The 18,099-nt window shown below is 62.8% G+C and carries 19 protein-coding genes and 1 pseudogene; 6 read left to right on the top strand and 14 right to left on the bottom strand.

Annotated elements, in window-relative coordinates; translation table 11 throughout:
* Positions 1-88: 88 nt before the first annotated feature.
* Positions 89-946 carry an alpha/beta hydrolase gene (locus B2246_RS19290; protein WP_286880677.1) on the top strand — a complete coding sequence of 286 codons (858 nt, stop codon included), beginning with the start codon at positions 89-91 and terminating at the stop codon, positions 944-946.
* Between the two features lie 284 nt (positions 947-1,230).
* Here the strand turns inward: B2246_RS19290 and B2246_RS19285 are convergent, their stop codons facing one another.
* Positions 1,231-2,277: an AraC family transcriptional regulator gene (locus tag B2246_RS19285; RefSeq protein ID WP_035882611.1), complete on the bottom strand. Its 1,047-nt coding sequence runs from the start codon at positions 2,275-2,277 to the stop codon at positions 1,231-1,233.
* Positions 2,278-2,352: 75 nt separating this feature from the next.
* Here B2246_RS19285 and B2246_RS19280 point away from each other — a divergent pair, with 75 nt between their 5' ends.
* Both B2246_RS19280 and B2246_RS19275 read left to right on the top strand, forming a co-directional pair.
* The gene (locus B2246_RS19280; protein ID WP_286880522.1) at positions 2,353-3,576 is read left to right on the top strand and encodes an MFS transporter; all 1,224 of its coding nucleotides are present in this window, start codon (positions 2,353-2,355) and stop codon (positions 3,574-3,576) included.
* Between the two features lie 133 nt (positions 3,577-3,709).
* Complete coding sequence (locus tag B2246_RS19275) at positions 3,710-4,036, top strand: EthD family reductase (RefSeq protein ID WP_286880520.1); 327 nt, start codon at positions 3,710-3,712, stop codon at positions 4,034-4,036.
* 327 nt (positions 4,037-4,363) lie between these two features.
* Here B2246_RS19275 and B2246_RS19270 read toward each other — a convergent pair whose 3' ends face one another.
* From B2246_RS19270 to B2246_RS19230, 9 genes are all read right to left on the bottom strand, one after another.
* Complete coding sequence (locus tag B2246_RS19270; RefSeq protein WP_286880518.1) at positions 4,364-5,431, bottom strand: LacI family DNA-binding transcriptional regulator; 1,068 nt, start codon at positions 5,429-5,431, stop codon at positions 4,364-4,366.
* Positions 5,432-5,487: 56 nt separating this feature from the next.
* Entirely contained in the window at positions 5,488-6,465 is a 978-nt protein-coding gene (locus tag B2246_RS19265) for a tripartite tricarboxylate transporter substrate binding protein (RefSeq protein WP_186425112.1), read from the bottom strand.
* Between the two features lie 51 nt (positions 6,466-6,516).
* Positions 6,517-7,632 carry a porin gene (locus B2246_RS19260; RefSeq protein WP_035882605.1) on the bottom strand — a complete coding sequence of 372 codons (1,116 nt, stop codon included), beginning with the start codon at positions 7,630-7,632 and terminating at the stop codon, positions 6,517-6,519.
* Between the two features lie 112 nt (positions 7,633-7,744).
* A complete protein-coding gene (locus B2246_RS19255) occupies positions 7,745-8,095 on the bottom strand; it encodes a cupin domain-containing protein (RefSeq protein ID WP_008651613.1) in 351 nt (116 codons plus the stop codon).
* Positions 8,092-9,069, bottom strand: coding sequence for a quinone oxidoreductase family protein (locus B2246_RS19250; RefSeq protein WP_035882655.1), 978 nt, complete (start codon positions 9,067-9,069; stop codon positions 8,092-8,094). The genes B2246_RS19255 and B2246_RS19250 overlap by 4 nt, the downstream gene beginning before the upstream one ends.
* Before the next feature lie 26 nt (positions 9,070-9,095).
* Positions 9,096-9,980 (bottom strand): 3-keto-5-aminohexanoate cleavage protein, encoded by an 885-nt coding sequence (locus B2246_RS19245; RefSeq protein ID WP_035882654.1) that lies wholly within the window; start codon positions 9,978-9,980, stop codon positions 9,096-9,098.
* Positions 9,981-10,008: 28 nt separating this feature from the next.
* A complete protein-coding gene (locus B2246_RS19240; RefSeq protein WP_040011300.1) occupies positions 10,009-10,758 on the bottom strand; it encodes an SDR family NAD(P)-dependent oxidoreductase in 750 nt (249 codons plus the stop codon).
* 67 nt (positions 10,759-10,825) lie between these two features.
* Positions 10,826-11,764 carry an intradiol ring-cleavage dioxygenase gene (locus tag B2246_RS19235; RefSeq protein ID WP_186425109.1) on the bottom strand — a complete coding sequence of 313 codons (939 nt, stop codon included), beginning with the start codon at positions 11,762-11,764 and terminating at the stop codon, positions 10,826-10,828.
* Between the two features lie 198 nt (positions 11,765-11,962).
* Entirely contained in the window at positions 11,963-12,529 is a 567-nt protein-coding gene (locus tag B2246_RS19230; RefSeq protein ID WP_286880507.1) for an antibiotic biosynthesis monooxygenase, read from the bottom strand.
* 280 nt (positions 12,530-12,809) lie between these two features.
* Between B2246_RS19230 and B2246_RS19225 the strand changes: the two genes are divergently transcribed.
* Complete coding sequence (locus tag B2246_RS19225; protein ID WP_008651604.1) at positions 12,810-13,508, top strand: hydrolase; 699 nt, start codon at positions 12,810-12,812, stop codon at positions 13,506-13,508.
* A 206-nt stretch (positions 13,509-13,714) separates the two neighbouring features.
* Here B2246_RS19225 and B2246_RS19220 read toward each other — a convergent pair.
* Positions 13,715-14,173, bottom strand: a pseudogene (locus B2246_RS19220) (response regulator transcription factor); the annotation flags it as partial.
* On the opposite strand from B2246_RS19220, the gene B2246_RS19215 reads away from it, so the two are divergent.
* Both B2246_RS19215 and B2246_RS19210 read left to right on the top strand, forming a co-directional pair.
* Positions 14,111-14,788, top strand: coding sequence for a hydrolase (locus tag B2246_RS19215; RefSeq protein WP_411860069.1), 678 nt, complete (start codon positions 14,111-14,113; stop codon positions 14,786-14,788). The pseudogene B2246_RS19220 and the gene B2246_RS19215 overlap by 63 nt on opposite strands.
* A 145-nt stretch (positions 14,789-14,933) precedes the next feature.
* Positions 14,934-15,587 (top strand): DsbA family oxidoreductase, encoded by a 654-nt coding sequence (locus B2246_RS19210; protein WP_286880497.1) that lies wholly within the window; start codon positions 14,934-14,936, stop codon positions 15,585-15,587.
* Between the two features lie 55 nt (positions 15,588-15,642).
* Here the strand turns inward: B2246_RS19210 and B2246_RS19205 are convergent, their stop codons facing one another.
* Genes B2246_RS19205 through B2246_RS19195 form a run of 3 tightly spaced genes read right to left on the bottom strand, consistent with a single transcriptional unit; the run spans position 15,643 to position 17,638 of the window.
* On the bottom strand, positions 15,643-16,242 hold the full coding sequence (locus B2246_RS19205) for a TMEM175 family protein (RefSeq protein WP_286880494.1): 600 nt from the start codon (positions 16,240-16,242) through the stop codon (positions 15,643-15,645).
* 8 nt (positions 16,243-16,250) lie between these two features.
* Positions 16,251-16,964 carry a YoaK family protein gene (locus tag B2246_RS19200; RefSeq protein WP_008651591.1) on the bottom strand — a complete coding sequence of 238 codons (714 nt, stop codon included), beginning with the start codon at positions 16,962-16,964 and terminating at the stop codon, positions 16,251-16,253.
* Positions 16,965-17,011: 47 nt separating this feature from the next.
* Positions 17,012-17,638 carry a hydrolase gene (locus B2246_RS19195; protein WP_008651590.1) on the bottom strand — a complete coding sequence of 209 codons (627 nt, stop codon included), beginning with the start codon at positions 17,636-17,638 and terminating at the stop codon, positions 17,012-17,014.
* Between the last annotated feature and the right edge of the window lie 461 nt (positions 17,639-18,099).

Below are 18,099 nucleotides of genomic sequence, written 5' to 3'. Positions count from 1 at the left end.
CGACAAGTATCTTGGGCCGGACGTCAATTCGCGTCGGAACAATCTAGTGGAATCGAGACATCGATCCAACAGTCTGGAGCCAAATGTAATGTCAGTGTATCGAAACTTCAATCAGGAAGAACTGGACCATCAGTACAACGTCAGGGCGGGCATCCCTGGCTTCCAGGACATCTTCCTGGCATGGGAAAAAACCAGCGCGGCGTTTCGGCGCGCCAATCTGGTTAGGGAGAATCTTGCATACGGACCGAACGTCAAACAGGCGCTGGATTTCTTTCCCGCCAGAACGAAGAACCGTCCGTTGCTTGTCTTTATCCATGGTGGCTATTGGCAATCGCTCGACAAGTCAGACTTCAGCTACATTGCTGCGCCCTACCTGAAGCGCGACATCAATGTCGCCGTGGTGAATTACCGCCTCGCCCCCGATGTTGGCATGGCCGGCATCGTTCGGGACAATCGCGATGCCGTGGCATGGCTCTATCGCAACGCTGAGGAACTCGATTTCGACGCGAGCCGTATCTTTGTCTCGGGACACTCCGCCGGCGGGCATCTAACCGCTACGCTGGCAGGGACGGATTGGGAGACGCTCGGCGTGCCCGCCGATATCGTAAAGGGAGGCTGCGCGATCAGCGGCCTGTATGACCTGGAGCCCATCCGCCTGTGCTATCTCAACAAGGTGGTGCAGTTGACCGAAGCGGATGTCGCAAACTACAGCCCGATGCGCCATCTGCCGATGGTGAAAGTGCCCATGATCCTGACCGTTGGTGGAGATGAGTCGCCGGAGTACCACCGGCTCCAGCGAGAGTATCAGGCGCTGCTGACCGAATGCGGATTCGACGTGCAAATCGTGCCGCAGGAGGGTGGACATCATTTCGATGCGGTCGATCTGCTGGGCGATGCCGACGGGACCCTTGCCGCGTCCGTATTGCGCATGATCGAACGAACCTGAAGCTCAGGTTGCGGGCCTCGCTGATATCTTGCAGTCGTTAGCCTAGTCCGCCTTTGCAAGAAAAGCCGGCCAATCTCATGCGACCCCAGTTCGCTGTCGGCCGGTTGTCTACACTGCAAGGCTCTTTCCGCCCGCGCTTGGCATCCCGTTAGCCGATATCGTGACGCCCATCGTCATCGACTACATCATCGCCAAGGCGCACTCGTTCAACGGCCCGGGAGCCAGCGAAGGCCGCTAAGGATTGCGGATTCAACCGGTCGTTGCAACACAGCTCTCCGACCAGCCTACGGCACGGCACGCGTGGCGTAGGCTGCGTCAATCTCCGCACGTACCGCGCCCGGTGGCCGCCCGACCACCCGCTTGAATGCGCGGCTGAACGCGGCGAGCGACCCGTAGCCAAGCCGGTACGCAACGGATTCAATGGCCTCGCGGTCGCGTGCGATCCATTGCGCGGCGAGCCGCATCCTCAGCTCGGTCAGGTAGCGCACGGGCGTCATCCCAGTCGCCGCGAGAAATCGCTCGGCGAACACCGAGCGCGACACACCTGCTTCGGCGGCCAATTCCGCGACGCTCCAGTTTCGGCCCGGATCGCGATGTAGCGCGACGATCGCGCGGCCGAGCTTCGGATCGAGCAGCGCTTGCACCCAGCCCGTCGCGTCGCCGCAGCCACATTCGACCCAGCCGCGCACGATGAACGAGGCGACTACGTCCGCGAGCCGCGCGAGGATGCCCGCGAAGCCTGCGCGTTCCGAGCAGGCTTCGCGCTCCATCGCATCGAGCATCGGGCGGATTTCGGGGTAGCGCGCGAGCAGTGTGCCGACGTGCATGAACTCCGGCATCGTGCCGACGAGCGGCTGCATGCCGCCAAGATCAAACTCCATGCACGCGCTGAAGATCAGCGCGTCGCCGAGCGTCGGATCGGATTTCGCGCACGGCGGTGGAGTACCGACCGACGCGACCGAGTCGCAGATCTTCGCGCTCTCGAAGGCACCGATGGGACGGCACGGGGCGTCTGGATCGGACACAAGTGCGTGCATGCTGCCGTGCGGTAACAGGATCGCGTCACCAGTTTCAAGCCTCATCGTTGCGCCAGCCGCGTCGCGCAGCAGCACGGGCCCGCGCCCGACGAAATGGAACTGCGCGCGTCCCGGGACGTGGCCGAAGCTCAACCCGAACGGTCGCGGGACCTGGATGCGGCGATACTGGACGCCGCTCAGGCGCATCCCCAGCAGCAGCTCGCTGACGAGGTCGCGCACGTCGGGAACGGGAGCCGGAAGGGAAGCGGACATTGGATCCGGACGATTAATCAATGATTGCGGATTGTATGTCATATACCGTCCTGCCATCGCTGCTTACGATATGCCGTCATTGGCACTTTTCCCGATTTTCCTGACATGGAACGACGCATGAATCCCGGATTTTCCAAGGCCGCTCCGCAAGCGGCCTCCAGTGAACCCGCCTGGGGCGCGGTCTTCGCAATGGCGCTTGGCGTGTTCGGCCTCGTAACGGCCGAATTCCTGCCCGCAAGCCTGCTCACACCAATGGCCGACAGCCTCGGCGTGACCGAAGGTGTCGCCGGGCAGACGGTGACGGCCACCGCAACGGTCGCGCTCGTCGCGAGCCTGCTGACCGCCGCCGCGACGCGTACGATCGACCGACGGCGCGTGCTGCTCGCGTTTTCGATACTATTGATCGCGTCGAATCTCGCGGTTGCGTTTGCCACCAACCTCACGACGATTCTGATTGGCCGCGTTGTGCTCGGCATAGCGCTCGGAGGCTTCTGGACGATGGCAACGGCCACTGCTATGCGACTCGTGCCTGCTGCGATGGTACCGCGCGCGCTGTCGATCATCTTCAGCGGCGTGGCCGTCGCGACGATCGCCGCTGCCCCGCTCGGCAGCTACTTCGGCCACCTGATCGGCTGGCGCAACGTGTTCCTGTTAGCCGCCACGCTTGGCGGCGTCGCGTTTCTGTCGCAGGTCGCGACGCTGCCGTCGATGCCGCCGAGCGGAACGACGCGCCTGCGCACGTTGATCGACGTGCTGCGCCGGCCGACCGTCGGTCTCGGAATATTCGCGACGACGCTCGTGTTCACCGGACATTTTGCGTTCTTCACGTACCTGCGGCCGTTCCTCGAACAGGTCGCGGGCGTTGGAGTAAACGGGCTGTCAGCGATCCTGCTCGGCTACGGGGTCGCGAACTTCCTCGGCACGTCGCTCGCCGGCCGCGTGCTTGAACACCGGCTGCGGCCAATGCTGATCGCAATGCCCGCACTGATGGTCGTGCTCGGCATCGGGCTCGTAGTGCTCGGCCGCGCGCCGATGATCGATGCGGTGCTAGTCGCGCTTTGGGGGATGGCGTTCGGCGGCGTGCCGGTCGCATGGTCGACATGGGTCACGCGCACCGTTCCCGATGAAGCCGAGAGCGCGGGCGGCCTGATCGTCGCGGCCGTGCAGCTCGCGATCGCAACCGGTGCGGCGGCAGGGGGCGTCGTGTTTGATGCAAACGGCGCGACTGGTGTGTTCGCCGGGGCCGCCGTCGTGCTAGCCATCGCGGTTGCGACGATCGTGACGGGCGTACCGCAACGCGTGGAGACAGTATCCGCGCTGGTCGAGCGTAGACCGCATTAAATCTGTCACAGTGCGACAGTAGACGCCCCAACACGCCAGACGATTCCGGCCAAGCAACCATTGAACCACTCGCCATGCATGAACGGCGTTCTACCGCCCCAAATCGCAGTCAGTGCAAAGCAAGGAGAACCCCATGATCAAGGTCAACGTGATGTATCCGTACACCGAAGGCGCGCGCTTCGACCACACCTACTACCGCGACCGGCACATGCCGATGGTAAAGGCGAGGCTAGGCAGTGCCTGCAACTACTACACCGTCGAAAAGGGCCTGGCTGGCGGAGCGCCAGGTGCGCCACCCGCCTTCGTAGCGATGTGCGCGTTCATCTGTGATTCCGTCGAAGGTTTTCAGGCCGCGATGCAACAGCACGGCGCTGAGATCATGGGCGACATCGCCAATTACACCGACATCGCGCCGGTGCTCCAGGTCAGCGAGATCGTCGTCGAACGGTCGGATCGTTGAATTCTCCGCAGCCCGCCTTCCAGCGGCGGCGCCGGCGCCCCACCCTGCGCTCGCCCGGCCGCCGCTGGCCATTGCCGCCGCCCGATGGGGCAGCAGCATAGCGATAAAAACGAATCACAAAAGGCGCACCCGTGCCGACATCTGAAAACGCCTGGCCCTACGGCCTTTGAATCTGGGGTGGACAATAATTGCCGCCGCGGCAAAAGAGGGTTGCTTCGCAAGCATCCCCTCCCCGTTTGCCGTGGCAAGGATGACTTGGTGATTCAGGATTCGGTGCAATGTAACGGCAATTCGGACTGAAGATGCGCCGATGCTGGCCGTAGCCGCCTAGCGCGGCACGGCCGTCGAGCCACGCACGACGAGTTCGGGCGTCAGCGAAACGGATACCACTGGCGCCTCGGGCTTGCCGATCTTCCTGAGCAGCAGCGTAGCGGCCTGCTCGCCCATCTCATGCACGGCAATGCGGATCGTCGTCAGCGGTGGGGTCAGCGCATCCACAAACGGCATATCGTTGTGCCCGACAACCGATACGTCATCGGGGCAGCGGATGCCGTGCTCGCGCAAATAGTCATAGCAGCCCATCGCGACGAGGTCGTTGCCGGCCGCGATCGCCGTCAGGCCCGGCAGTGACTGGAACAGTTCGGCGCAGGCCTCACGGCCGGCCTCGCGCGAATAGCTGGCGGCCTCCACCACCGCGTAGTCGTCGCGGCGCAGGCGATGGCGCTTGACCGCCTGCAGGAAGCCTTCGCGACGCTGCTGGCCCGTAGACGTAGTCTCCGGCCCGGCGATATGACCGATGCGCCGATGACCGAGCTTCACCAGGTGATCAACAGTCAGCCGCATCGCCAGCAGGCCATCGCTGACCACGCACGACGCGCACCCCGTCGGCTCCCCCCGGTTGACCATCACCACCGGGATGGAAAGCTTCAGGCAGTAGTCGAGGATCGGGTCGTCGCGCTCGGCCGTGGCCAGCACCAGCCCTTCCACCTGCCGCCCCATCAACTGGTCGATAACGAACCGCTGGCGCGACTTGTCGGCGCCGGCATTGACGACGATCGGCACATAGCCGTCACGCGCCAGCACCGATTCGATACCAGCCAGGATCGGCGGGAACACCGGGTTGGCAATATCGGGCAGCACCACACCGACCAGTCCGGAGCGCTGCGTGCGCAGCCCGGCCGCGATCCGGTTCGGCCGGAAGCCGCGCTGCTCGGCCAACTGCAGGATGCGTGCGGCCACCTCGTCGGCCACCAGATGCCGCGTGGCCGGATTCATCACGCGCGAGACGGTGGAGTAGTGGACGTCAATCTCGGCAGCCAGGTCTTTGAGAGTCAGGCGTTTGCGCTCGGGCATGTTGGCAGCGGGCGGTGCGATTTCGGGTTGGCGATGCGCCATTCTAGCGCCTGCGATCGGCACGCCCGTGCCCGCTTGCTGCCGGATGGTGGCGCCGGTTACTGCCCCGCCGTCACCCCCGACTGCCGCACCACTGGCGCGAGCTTGCCGATCTCCACCTGGATATAGCTGGCGAACGCCTGCGGTGTGCTGCGGCGGGGCTCGGCACCCTGTGCGGCCATCCGCTCGCGCACGTCAGGCGAAGCCAGCACCTTGCCGATCTCCGCATTAAGCGCATCGACGATTTCCTTCGGCGTGCCCGCCGGCGCCAGCACGCCGAACCAGGAGTCGAAGGCGTAGCCCGGCAGTCCGGCCTCCGCTACCGTCGGGATATCGGGCAGCACGCTCGTGCGCGCGGGCGTGGTCACTGCCAGCGCGCGCAGCTTGCCTTGCTTGACAAACGGCATGGCGGAAAGCGTCGGCGCGAACATCATGTCACCGCGCCCGGCCATGACATCGGTCAGAGCCTCGCCAGTGCCCTTGTACGGAATATGCACGATGTCGATCCCGGCCTGCATCTTGAACAACTCGCCGCTCAGGTGCGTGGAACTGCCCGATCCCGCCGAGTCGAAGTTCATCGCGCCCGGCCTGGCCTTCGCCGCCGTCACCAGATCACGCACCGACTTGTACGGACTCGCCGCGTTCACCACCAACACGTTCGGCACCGATGCCACCAGCGAAACCGGCGCGAAATCCTTGACCGTGTCATAGCCGAGCTTCGGATACAGCGTCGCATTGATGGCGTGGCCCACCGAGACCAGGATGAGGGTGTACCCATCCGGCGCCGACCGGGCCACCGTGGTGGCGCCAAGCGTGCCGCCCGCGCCGGGCCGGTTGTCGACGACGATCTGATACGTGCCGCCTTCACCCATCTTGGTGCTGATGATGCGCGCCAGTATGTCGGTGGCGCTGCCGGCCGAGAACGGCACGACCAGCCGGATCGGCTTGCTGGGATAGTGCGGCGGCGCTGCCGTCGCCATGGTCGATGCGATTGCAAGGGAAAGCATGGCGCCAAGCGCCTTGAAACGTCGAAACATGATAGGTCTCCTCGCGATGCGTGTGCGGGTGCGGGTGCGGGTATTCGAACGTCAGAAGAAGTGGCGCATGCCGAGCGCCACCGTTTGCGGGTCGGCGCCGGCCTTGATGCCAAGCTGGTTGATTGCGAAGTCGTAGATCGCGTTCTTCTTGTTGTTGATGCGGCTGTAGTACGCGAACAGCGCCGTGCGCTTCGACAGCGGATAGTCGTAGCCAACCGTGAACTGGATAGCCCCGGTCTCGGCGCCGCTACGGAAGTAGCCAATCGTGCTGGTCGACGACCCTGTACCGTTCGCCGCATACGCAACGCCAGCGCGCACGCTGCCGGTACCCACCTGCTGCACCAGCGACGCGTAATAGGCGTTGCGCTGCAGGTCGCCCGTATCGGTGCGGTAATGCAGGTGCTCGTAGATCGCCGCAATGCGCGTCCCCTGGAACAACTGGTATGCGATGCCGAACTTCAGCGCATCGTCGTTGCGGCCCGCTGCCTGATAGTGCTGGTGGATTTCGTAGGCGACGGTGGCGTTCAGCGGGCCCCGTTCGTAGACGGCAGCCATCGAGTACAGCGCCGGATTGCGCGGCACGGTGAGCTTTTCCTCTGGCAGCCCCCAGCCGAGCGAAACACTGACGCCGGCCAGTGACGGCGAACGGTACTGCACGATGTTCTTCTGACGCCGGTCGAACGAACTGGTGTCCTGCACGTTGTCGGAGCTCGAGGTCGATCCGTTGCCGATCAGCGCCATGTAGCCGGCGGTGGTCGGGTAGTACGGGTCGTAACCCATCGTTGCCTCGGTGTAGGGCGTGGTCCAATGCCCCATGAAAAACAGGCCATAGTCGCCCTGCAGACCGATGCGCGAATTGCGTCCCGCGATCTGTCCCTGCCCGGTATCGATCGACAGGTTGCTTTCGATCTGCCACACCGCTTTCAGCGATCCGCCCAGATCTTCCTCACCGCGGAAGCCGAACACCGAACGGTTGTTGGTCTGGCGCACCACGCTGCCAAGCGACGTGCCATTCGTCGAGGTACTGGCGCTCGAATACTCGATGGCTGTGTTGAGCCGGCCATAGATCGTCACGTTGGTTTCCGCGCTGGCGTCGGCTACAAGGCCGGTCGCCATGACGACCAGTGGCATGACGTGGCGTCGGCGCAGGTGCAGTATCGGGGGCATCTTTTTGTCTCCAGGTTTTTTTATGTTCTTCTGATGCCCGCCTCGGGCCGCATAACACGCAAACGTTTGCATTCCGGGGCGGACGAGGACTTCAAGGGTCAACTGCTTATGGTTATGGATTGACAGCTTTCGGATAAGGCATGGCCAGCAGCAGCATCGCCGGGCGATTGCCAGGGTTGGACACCTGACGGCCCTCTCCCGGCGCCAGCCGCACCGAATCGAACTGGCCCAGCGTGACGCTCTCCCCGGGCGTCCGGATGCATACCTCGCCTTCCAGCACCACGTAGTGCTTTTCCACGGGCGAGGCATCCATGGACGTGTGGCCGCCCGGGAGGATCACGGACACGCCCATCCACAACGCCTCGGACGGCCCAGCTTCGTGCCCCTGCAAGCGCAGGCAATGCATGCCTTCGTGATTGGCCGGGAAGTAGGCCGGCGCCTGTGCGAACCGGGTGGTGTTCATGGCTTGAGCACCACGCGCTCGCTGGCGCCCTGCAGTACCGCGCGATACGCCTCGCGGGCATCCGCAAGTGCATACGTGTAGTCGTCGAGTACCGGGAATGGCTTCAGCGCGCCGGAGGCGAACATCGGGGCGAGCGCATCCAGGATGCTCGCGCATGCCTGGCTGTCCAGTGCGAGCGTATCGACGCCGACATACGTGTGTTGGCCGCGATAGAACGCGAAGATGTCGAACGGCACCGGCTTCTCGATCGTCGAGATGAAGATCTGCGTGGCGCCAATCGCCATGGCCAGATTCGCTTGCTCGAAGTACGGGCTGCCCACGGTGTTGTAGACGATGTCCGCACCATGGCCTCCGGTCTCGGTCCGGACCACCTCGGCAATGCTTTCGCGACTGGCATCGATCATGCGTACCGGTCCGCTTGCGTGGCCGCGATACGGTTCGGCGCCACGCTCGACGGCGAAGACACGCGCGCCGAGCGCCGTGGCGATCTGGATCGTGGCCTGCCCCACCTTGCCGTTTCCACCGCCGACCAGCACCACGCCGCCTGCCTTCGGCATGCCCGCGCGCCGCAATCCCTCGTAGGCGGTGATGAACGGCACGCCCACCGCACCCGCTTCCAGCAGCGACAGCGTTGCCGGCTTGGCGCGCACCGATTGCGCGTTGACGCGCAGGTACTTGCCATGGGTGCCGTCGCGGCGGATGCCAAGCTCGCCGCCGCTGCCCCATACCTGCTGGCCGATAAGCGCGGCCGGTCCATCTATGACGACGCCTGCGTAGTCGCGCCCAGGTGTGCGCGGCCAGACCGCGTGGGGCATCAGACCGAGCGTCGCCTTCACGTCGCTCGGGTTCACCCCGGCGCTGGCCACTTCGATCACGCATTCGCCGTCGGCAGCCTCGGGGCGTGGCACGCCCAACAGGGTGAGATCGAGTTCGTCGATGTTCGCGGCTTTTCGTTTGACCTGAATAGTGTTCATGATGATTGACATGCAGTAGAGAGAAATCAGACTTCGCGCAGTCCGAGCGTGCGGCGCGCATCGGCGGATGAAGCGATGTCGCCACCGAGCGACTTCACGATGTCGCGCGCCTTGGCGACCAACGCGGCGTTGCTCGGCGCCAGCACGCCTTTTTCGAGATAGATGTTGTCTTCCAGGCCGACTCGGACGTGGCCACCCGCCAGCCAGGCCTGCGCGACGATCGGGAACTCCGCGCGGCCGATGCCGAACGCCGACCAGTGCGCGCCCGGTGGCAGCATGTTGCGGGCGTAGAAGATCGTTTCCGGCGTGGGTGCGAAGCCATACTTCACGCCCAGCACGAAAGTCCACAGCCCCGGGCCTTCAAGCACGCCATCACGCATGAAGTCGAGCGCCATGTTCAGATCGCCAGAATCGAAGATCTCCAGTTCCGGCATCACGCCCGCGGCGCGAATCACCTCTGCCATCTTGCGGACGTTGCCCGGCGTGTTGATCACCACGTCGGCGCCCGAGTTCATCGTGTTGAGGTCGAGTGAGCACACGTCGGGACGCAATGCGGCGATGTGCTCGACGCGCTTGAGCGGATGCAGCAGCGTGGTGCCCGCCGCGGCCACGCGCGGCTCGTCCTCGTCGGGCACGAAGCGCCCGCCGGGGCCCGTAGTCAGGTTGATGATCAGCGCACGGTTGCGCGCGCGGATGCGGTCGATCACGTCGGCGTAGTAGTCGAGACGCATCGACGGTTTGCCCGTTTCCGGATCGCGTACATGGATGTGCGCGACGGCGGCGCCAGCCTCGGCCGCTTCGAGCGCGGCGTTGGCGATCTGTTCCGGTGTGATGGGCAGGCCGGGATGCTGGTCTGGCTTGACGATGTTGCCGGTCACCGCGCAGGTGATGATGGTCTTGCGTGCGTGCATGGATACGTTGAACTGAGAGGAAAAGGAATCAGCCGAGCTGGCGCCCGCCATCAACGACGATGGTCGTGCCCGTGGCAAAGCGAAGCGATGTGGCGCACGCGACGATGGCGTCGGCCACGTCCTGCGCCTGGCCGATCCGCCGCAGCGGTGTGGTCTTGGCCGCGCGTTCATTGAAGCTGCTATCGCGGCCCGGTACGAAGCCGGTATCCACTACGCCGGGCGAAACATTGAGCACGCGGATTGCAGGAGCGAGTGCACGGCCCAGCGACATTGCCATGACGTCGAGGCCCGCCTTGACCGCGCAGTACGCAACGTTGCTGCCTTGCCCGGTACGCCCCGCGATCGAGCCGACGTTGACGATCAGGCCGTCACCGTTCGCGCGCAGCAGTGGTGCGAACGCGCGAATCGCGGCGAACTGGCCGCGCCAGTTGACGGCAAACATTTCGTCGATCAACGTATCGTCGAGCGCATCGAGATCGGCATGCGGAATCGCACGTGTGAAGCCCGACGTGTTGACGAGGATGTCGACACGTCCGTAGTGATGCTGGACGTCGTCCGCAAGCAGCCGCAGCGTGGCGCTGTCGCCGACTTCGGCATGAGCAGCCAGATGATTGCCGGCCGGCAGCGTGGCGACGGCGCTCGCGGTGCGGTCCGCATCGCGTCCGGTCAGCACCACGCTGGCGCCGATCTCTGCCAACGCATGGCCTGTGGCGAGGCCAATGCCGCCGGTGCCACCGATGATCACGGCGACTTTGCCGGATAGGGAATGAATAGGCATGTTCGGTTGGATGAATGGAAGGTCGTGATAAACATTGCGACGGTGGAGCGACGGGTTCGTCGGCCCATCAATCGATCGGCGGACGCGGGAACGTCTGAACGCCGGGTTCCAGCGTGAAATCAAATGCCAACGTGTAGAACGGCGCGGGTATGTCCGCCCACGGGCTGCGTCCCGCTTCCACCTGTTGGAAGCGGCCAACGAGCTGGCGATGCACGCCGAACGTGACATCGGTTTCGAGGATGTCCGAGTCGTCGGCAAACACCTGCGTCACTAGCGTGCGATAGCCCGGCGCGGCGACGATGAAATGGATATGCGCCGGGCGATACGGATGGCGGAACTGCGCGGCCAGCAGTTCGCCGACAGGGCCATTGGTGGGCACCGGATAGCCGGCCGGGCGCACGGTGCGGAAGTGATAGCCGCCTTCGGCATCGGTCTGGAACAGTCCGCGCAGGTTGCGGTCCGGCTGGTTCGGGTCCTGATTGTCGTAGAGCCCGACCGGCGACGCCTGCCAGACTTCGATCGTCGCGCCGCGCAATGGCGTGCCGTCGGTCGAGCGCACGGTGCCGCTGACAAACAGTGGCAGACCCGGTGCATCGTCCTGCACCACACAATCGCCACACTGGTAACGCGGTGCATTGGCGCGATAAAACGGCCCCAGCAGCGCGCCCGGAGTACGGCCACCCACTGTGCTGTTGTTCATCGTGGTCACCAGTGTCGACAGGCCCAGCACGTCGGCGGCGAGCACGACCTCATTGTTGGTGGCGTGCGTGGCGTGGCCGAGCGCGGCGATGAACTCGAGCCCTAACTCGAACTCCTCATCGGTCGGACGCACTTCGCGCAGGAATTCGTGCAGATGCCGCACCAGCGCCGCCATTACCGTGCGCAGGCGCGGATTCTCCGTTCCCTCCATTGCACGCCTGACAACGTCGGTTACCGACCATTCGTCGTCGATCAGGGCCAGGTCATCAATGGATTGCGGCGTCGATCGAGATTGCATCGTCTCCATGGTTTCTTCCTTCTTCTCATGTTTTTGCAAACGTTTGCATTATGGACACCGAATCGTGAAGATCAAGCAGAATTTTTCGTCCGCAGGAACCCGGAACGTCACAGCGACCCGGAAAATCCAATCAAATCAACGGATACGGTGCGTGTCAGGCAAAACCCGTAGTTGACCGATGGGAGGCCGCCTAAACCGTCAGCGCCCTCACTTGAACAGCCAGCGCGCCACAAGCCGGGTATAGCGTGGCATCACCACGTAGACCATCAGGAACACGATTGCTGCCGAAACGACGGCCTTGTCGGCAAACGAGTCGCGGGCGAAGCCGAGACGGGTGAGCATTGGCACCACCCCCAGCGGTACAACAATGCTGAGCGGCAAGATCGCGCTCCACGTGACAAGCCACTGCTTCCACGCGGTCGGCACCTTGACCGGTGCGTGCTTCGGCGTGAACCAGAAATCGAGACCGGTTCGGATCTCGTAGCGATCGCCCTGCCGCAGCGACGACTGCATCCGCGCAATATGCTGCCGGCGCTCATCGGATTCCGTCCAGGCATTCAGGCTTTTGAAGTCAGCGAAACGGACGATCGTCGCGTATTCACGGCTCTTGCCGACCGGGCGGATCACATCGGTGCTCAGGTAGCCGGGAAACCTGGAGCAGGCGACACGGATGTCGGCGAGCCACGTCTCATACTGCCCGGCGGCGCCGGGCTCGACCTCGTGAACAATGATGCTGGTCACGATGTCCTGAGGGTTGAGGGTTGTCGTGTTCATCTCGCTCCCAATGGATAGAACTCAGTCGCTTTTGAAATGCGAGAGCGCGTCAGGGCTTCAGGACCGCGCATGGCATGCGGTTCGACTTCGCGCCCATGATTTCACCGCCCAATTCCAAAGATCAAAAAATTTGAATAACACTGACAATCCAGATCGGATGTTTGTGCGCTCGCCATCGCTATAGTTCTGCACATGGACAGCGCAACAACGCAACGAAGCGAAAGCGGCGCTGCCAGATCAAGAACTCAAATTCCTTGAATAAAACTTAGTGGAGAGCACCATGTCGAACGCCAAACTGGAAGTCCTGACCCCGCGCAACAGCCAGCTGATCATCATTGACCACCAGCCGCAAATGGCCTTCGGCGTCCAGTCGATGGACCGCCAGACCATGAAGAACAACGTTGTGGGCCTGGCCAAGGCTGCGAAGGTCTTCGACGTGCCGACCACCATCACCACCGTAGAAAGCGAGTCGTTCTCGGGCTACACCTACCCGGAACTGCTCGACGTATTCCCCGGCAAGCAAACCCTGGAACGCTCCTCGATGAACTCCTGGGACGACCAGAAAGTACGCGACGCGCTGGCCGCCAACGGCCGCAAGAAAGTAATCGTGGCCGGCCTGTGGACCGAGGTCTGCAACACCACCTTCGCGCTCTCCGCCATGCTTGAAGGCGACTACGAAATCTACATGGTGGCCGACGCCTCGGGCGGCACCACCAAGGAAGCGCATGACTACGCCATGCAGCGCATGATCCAGGCCGGCGTGGTACCGGTGACGTGGCAACAGGTTCTGCTGGAATGGCAGCGCGACTGGAAGAACCGCGAAACGTACGACGCGGTGATGGCCGTGGCCAAGGAACACTCAGGCGCCTACGGCATGGGCATCGACTACGCCTACACGATGGTTCACAAGGCCGCGCAACGCACGGCGACCCCGCACGCATCGATCGCGCCCGTGCACGCACCGGTGATCGAGCGCTGATGCCTGCCCGCAGCCAGTCATCCCACGGAGCACACAAGATGAAATCAGATCGAAGCGTGGTCAACGGCGCCCTCCTGCTGGGATGCTGGCTGGCGGTCAGTACGTCAAGCGTGGCGGCCGCAACGCTGGTCGCCCGGACACTGATTGCCTGAGCATGTCAGTCGCGCGGGGGAACCCTCTCCCGCGCGCAACGTCCTGACAATCGGTCAGTGATTGGCCTTGCAGATGCCAAGCTGCTGCGCCAGCAATACCAGATCGGCAAACGTGCGCGCCCGCATCTTGCGCATCGCCTGCCCGCGGTGAATCTTGACGGTAACCTCGCTGATGCCGATCTCGCCCGCAATCTGCTTGTTCAGCAGTCCTGTCACGGCCAGTCCCATGACTTCGGATTCGCGTGGCGTGAGTGTGGCGTAGTTCGCCCGAATCTCATCAACCTTGCCAACCGCCTGGCGGCGCAAACGGTCTTTCTCCAGCGCGGCGGATACGGCGTCCAGCAAATCCTGGTCGCGAAACGGCTTGGCCATGAAGTCTTCGGCACCGGCCTTCATGGCCGCGACGCTCATGGCGATGTCACCGTACCCAGTCATGAAGATGATCGGAATATGAATGCCTATCTGCCCCAGCCTGGCCTGCAGATCCAGTCCCCTCTGGCCACGCAGCCGCAGATGGCGTTCGGCATTCAGTCCATCGATCGTCAGACGCTGAAGAACAATGTGGTCGGCCTTGCCAAGGCCGCCAAGATCTTCAATATCCCGACCACCATCAGCACCGTGGAAAGCGAGTCGTTCTCGGGCTACACGTTTCCAGAGCTCCTTGACGTGTTCCCGAACGCGAAAACACTCGAGCGATCATCGATGAACTCCTGGGACGACCAGAAGGTGCGCGATGCGCTGAAGGCGGCCGGCCGCAAGAAGATCGTGGCCGCAGGACTGTGGACCGAGATGTGCATTACCACCTTCGCCCTGTGCGCCATGCAAGACGCCGGCTATGAGTTCTACGTGGTTGCGGATGCCTGTGGTGGCAATACCCGGGAAGCCCATGACTACGCGATGCAACGCATGATCCAGGCCGGCGTGGTGCCGGTGACATGGCAGCAGGTACTGCTCGAATGGCAGCGCGACTGGGCGCATCGCGACACCTACGATGCCGTGATGCAGCTCGTGAAGGAGCACTCCGGCGCCTACGGCATGGGTGTGGACTACGCCTACACGATGGTCCATAAAGCCGCGCAACGGACCGCCACGCCGCACGAATCGCTCGCACCCGTACCGGCACGCTGAAGGTGGACTGACACACGGCTGCCCTGTCGGCGGCCGTGCCTTGCATCGAACGCAACGCTGGGTTGCGCGGCGTCCCTATTCAGGAATCCGGACGCGTGCCTTACCTTTGTGTCATCGCCATTTCGTTTCAGGACTGGAGCGCTCCATGACACCGATAGACATCGTCATCACTTATGACTTCATTTGCCCCTGGTGCTGGATCGGGCATCAATCGCTGAAGGCCGGCATCGAGCAGGCTGGCATGGCTGGCCGATTCCGCTCGCAATACCAGCCTTACGAGCTCAACCCGGACATGCCGAAACCCAGCTCGGATCGCAAGGCATATCGCAGCCGCAAGTTTGGCAGCTGGGAGCGGTCCCAGGTGCTGGATGCGGAGGTTGCGGCGGCTGGGAAACGCGTGGGTCTTGCATTCAACTACGACCGGATACTGGTCACGCCGAATACACGCCTGGCACACCGCCTTATGCGCTACGTACAGGACCACGACGCCGCACGCGCGGATGACTTGTTCAGCGCAGTGATGGAAGCCTATTTCACACGCGGACAGGACATTGGTTCTCTGGACGTACTGGTAGACATCGCGGTTTCGATCGGCGTTGACGCAGCCAACGTGCGCGAGTATCTGGACGGCTCGACCGGAGAAGCCAGCGTCGTGACCCAGGAACTACAGGCCCAGTTGGATGGCATCCGTTCGGTGCCCACATACCGGGTCGGCAGCCAGCGCATCACCGGTGGTCAACCGCCCCAGCATTTCGCCCGCGCCCTGCAGGCTGCTGCCGGCGAAGTGGAGAACATGTAGCCCCGGGGGGCGAGGCTGGCCTGCGGTTGACACAGACGGCGCGCTTCCCGGCCGCCTATGAATCCCTGCCGCCCTGCCCCTGAAGATAGCTCTCGATTCGCGAATCGGGCAGAAACCAGAATGCAGCCATCGCAATCAGAATGAGTGTTGCCACGATACTGCTGAAGAAACTCACCACGATCGCCAATGCGTAGACGACGAGCGACACCCTGCCCTTCCGATCCTTGCCAATGGCACCTGCGAGCATGGAGCCCTGTCTCTCCGATGCCATGATGACGCGCTGCAGAATCCAATAGGATACGGCGCACATGAACAGCACAAAGGCGTACAGCGCAGTTGGAATCTCCGAGAATTCTGACTTGCCAGTCCAGGTGGTGGTGATGGGAATCATCGTCAGCCAGAACAACAGATTGAGGTTCGCCCACATGACCTTCCCGTTGATGCCACGCACCATCTGGAACAGGTGATGGTGATTGTTCCAGTAGATGCCGACATAGATAAAGCTGAGCACGTATCCAAAGAAGTGAGGCGCCTCTGCTCGTACGCCAGTCCAGTTGAACTCCGCAGGAAGCTGAATCTGATAGAGCATCAGCGTCAAGCTCACGGAAATCACCCCATCGCTGAATGATTCCAGCCGACTTTTGTTGATGGTCATGGCCGTGCTCAAATGAACTGCTTGCGGAACGCAAGACTGGCCAGATACAGGATCGCCAGCGTGAAAGGCAGCACACTCCAGAAGCCGATACGCATGTAAAGCACCGCGCCAAGGAACGCGCCCGCGACAAACCCGACGACGATGCTTCCGCTTTTCAGCACGGCAACCCCATGTTCGCGGCTGAACGTGCGCACGAAGTTGGATAGATCGATGCCAAACTGCGTGGTGTTCCCCGTCATCATCGTGCTGGGGCTGATGTGCTTGATCAACGTCTTGCTCGCCGTGTTGCGGATTGCCAGAGCCATCAGACCCAGGCCACCCGTCAGCGCCAGCTCACCCGCGCCGGGATCAAGGAGTGGATCGAAGTACAGTCCCACCAGCATGAAGGCGGACAGGAACACCGCCTCCGCCACGAACAGCCAGCCCAAGGTCTTGTGGGACTGGCTGCAGCGGTCGATCCACATCTTGGCCAGCATGACCGTGACGATGAATAGCGGAATGGCGCCCAGTTTCACCCACAGTCCCGTGCCCCCTTTCACAAGGGCCGCGCCTGCCAGCACCAGGTTGCCAGTCACATGGGCGGTGAAGAAGCCAAGCAAGGCGATGAAGCCGATGGTGTCGATGGCGCCACCCACGATGGTGAGCAGCACTGCCGTGCGGCATTGCGCCCACAGGCTGGCTGCCGGGTTGTCGTGGGATTGCGAATCGCTGATGGCCGTCATGTCCGTTACGTCCTCCGAAGAGCATTGAGCACCTGCGTCAAGGACGCTCACGCCGGTTTGATCATGTCACGCGCATACGCCAGACCCGTGCCGTACCCACCACCATGCTCCACCACAATCGCGCGAGCCTTCTCATAGGTTTCGTGGCGGGTCCAATCCCGCTGGAATTCGAGCAGGAGTTGAAGCCAGGAGGTCATGACTGCGCCAGCGGCTGCCATCCGTCGCAACGCGAGGTCATGGCTTGTCGGGCTCAGTCCACCACAGGCATCGGCCACGACGTAGACCTGATACCCCTCTGATAACGCGGAAAGAACCGGGAAGCTCACGCAGGCCTCTGTCAGCAAGCCCGCAATGATCAGCGTACGCTTTCCGGTCGCCGTGATCGCATTGCGCACCGCATCGTCTTCCCACAGATTCATGTTGCGCCGTTCGATCGGGGTGACGTCCTTCAGCACTTCCCGGAACGCTGGCATCAATGGGCCGCTGTACACCTTCGAGGCCGAGGTGGAAACCACAACCGGCAAGTCGAAGGCGACCGCCGTCTTGGCAACCGCAAGCCCGTTGCTGCGCAGAATCTGCGGGTCTTGAGACCCAGCAGCAAACGCTAGGCCCGCCTGCTCATCAACGAGGATCAGGGCGCAATCGGCAGGGTCGAGCAACGGTAGTTTGGACATGTGGATTCTCCTGTGTGTCTGGGACTGCAATCTCGTTGCAATCCTGGGGGCTGCGCAGCAAGTCTATTCAACTAAATTCAGCAATCGAACTGGCGTCGCGTGGTCGCACTGTTTGGCGGTGTTTTTGGCTAGTTTCTGCGCGATGAAGGGAACTATAGCGGCGGACTCTGTACTTGAATCCTCGGATTCGCGCACAAATCAATCAAATTTTTTGAACTCAAGATTTCATCCAGCGACGCCGCCGCCAAGGGCGACGCGACTGCACACCCGACCATCAGACGAACCGTGGAATCGGTCCTCTCTGCGGTGTCTGGTCCGGAAGCGTGACTTCCTCCCGATCGACGTAGCACCACCCCCACCCCTCAGGAGGGTCGTATCCCTCGATTGCGTATTTCGGGGCGCGTGATCAGAGCTTTCGGGGGAACGTGCTCACCTGTTTCGGGCGGATGCTGATCGCTGGA

Origin of the sequence: Cupriavidus sp. UBA2010, assembly GCF_002335265.1 — a bacterium.
Classification (GTDB): domain Bacteria; phylum Pseudomonadota; class Gammaproteobacteria; order Burkholderiales; family Burkholderiaceae; genus Cupriavidus; species Cupriavidus metallidurans.
Note: the sequence above shows the minus strand (reverse complement) of the source record. Positions and strands in the feature narration are given on the sequence as shown.

Coding starts and splice junctions, on each gene's coding strand:
- B2246_RS19265 (WP_186425112.1), bottom strand. CDS start 6,465: ATGTTTCGACGTTTCAAGGCGCTTGGCGCCATGCTTTCCCTTGCAATC.
- B2246_RS19280 (WP_286880522.1), top strand. CDS start 2,353: ATGAATCCCGGATTTTCCAAGGCCGCTCCGCAAGCGGCCTCCAGTGAA.
- B2246_RS19225 (WP_008651604.1), top strand. CDS start 12,810: ATGTCGAACGCCAAACTGGAAGTCCTGACCCCGCGCAACAGCCAGCTG.
- B2246_RS19205 (WP_286880494.1), bottom strand. CDS start 16,242: ATGACCATCAACAAAAGTCGGCTGGAATCATTCAGCGATGGGGTGATT.
- B2246_RS19260 (WP_035882605.1), bottom strand. CDS start 7,632: ATGCCCCCGATACTGCACCTGCGCCGACGCCACGTCATGCCACTGGTC.
- B2246_RS19250 (WP_035882655.1), bottom strand. CDS start 9,069: ATGAACACTATTCAGGTCAAACGAAAAGCCGCGAACATCGACGAACTC.
- B2246_RS19255 (WP_008651613.1), bottom strand. CDS start 8,095: ATGAACACCACCCGGTTCGCACAGGCGCCGGCCTACTTCCCGGCCAAT.
- B2246_RS19285 (WP_035882611.1), bottom strand. CDS start 2,277: ATGACATACAATCCGCAATCATTGATTAATCGTCCGGATCCAATGTCC.
- B2246_RS19275 (WP_286880520.1), top strand. CDS start 3,710: ATGATCAAGGTCAACGTGATGTATCCGTACACCGAAGGCGCGCGCTTC.
- B2246_RS19270 (WP_286880518.1), bottom strand. CDS start 5,431: ATGGCGCATCGCCAACCCGAAATCGCACCGCCCGCTGCCAACATGCCC.
- B2246_RS19200 (WP_008651591.1), bottom strand. CDS start 16,964: ATGACGGCCATCAGCGATTCGCAATCCCACGACAACCCGGCAGCCAGC.
- B2246_RS19290 (WP_286880677.1), top strand. CDS start 89: ATGTCAGTGTATCGAAACTTCAATCAGGAAGAACTGGACCATCAGTAC.
- B2246_RS19210 (WP_286880497.1), top strand. CDS start 14,934: ATGACACCGATAGACATCGTCATCACTTATGACTTCATTTGCCCCTGG.
- B2246_RS19195 (WP_008651590.1), bottom strand. CDS start 17,638: ATGTCCAAACTACCGTTGCTCGACCCTGCCGATTGCGCCCTGATCCTC.
- B2246_RS19240 (WP_040011300.1), bottom strand. CDS start 10,758: ATGCCTATTCATTCCCTATCCGGCAAAGTCGCCGTGATCATCGGTGGC.
- B2246_RS19230 (WP_286880507.1), bottom strand. CDS start 12,529: ATGAACACGACAACCCTCAACCCTCAGGACATCGTGACCAGCATCATT.
- B2246_RS19215 (WP_411860069.1), top strand. CDS start 14,111: ATGAATGCCTATCTGCCCCAGCCTGGCCTGCAGATCCAGTCCCCTCTG.
- B2246_RS19245 (WP_035882654.1), bottom strand. CDS start 9,980: ATGCACGCACGCAAGACCATCATCACCTGCGCGGTGACCGGCAACATC.
- B2246_RS19235 (WP_186425109.1), bottom strand. CDS start 11,764: ATGGAGACGATGCAATCTCGATCGACGCCGCAATCCATTGATGACCTG.